The sequence below is a fragment of the Streptococcus sp. HMSC034E12 genome, from assembly GCF_001835915.1.
In the GTDB taxonomy this organism is placed as follows: Bacteria; Bacillota; Bacilli; order Lactobacillales; family Streptococcaceae; genus Streptococcus; species Streptococcus vaginalis.
The window spans coordinates 1-403 of record NZ_KV826456.1 but is presented as its reverse complement, the minus strand read 5'-3'; the positions used below and the strand labels follow the sequence as shown (position 1 = coordinate 403).

Annotated in this window: 1 protein-coding gene; it reads right to left on the bottom strand. The window is 39.5% G+C overall.

Annotated elements, in window-relative coordinates; all coding sequences use genetic code 11:
- On the bottom strand, positions 1–403 hold a 403-nt coding region (locus HMPREF2574_RS07790; protein WP_142350190.1), incomplete at both ends, for a transposase.

The window sequence follows — 403 nt, the reverse complement described above, 5'->3', positions numbered from 1 at the left end:
TCTTTGTTGGTTAGATGCATACGAAAAGTAGGGCGATAAAAACGCTTATCGCTCAGTTTACGACTATCCTTCTGTATAAGCTTCCAGTAGCGTTTGATGGCCTTGTATTCATGGGATTTTCGATCGAATTGATTCATGATTTGAACACGGACACGACTCATAGCACGGCTGAGATGTTGGACAATATGAAAACGATCTAGAACGATTTTAGCACAAGGAAAAAGCTGCTTAGCTAAGGCATAGTAAGGACTAAACATATCCATCGTAATGATTTTCACCTGACAGCGAACAGCTCTATCGTATCGAAGAAAGTGATCACGAATAACAGCTTGTGTTCTACCTTCAAGAACAGTGATGATATTGAGTTTTTCAAAATCTTGCGCAATGAAACTCATCTTTCCCT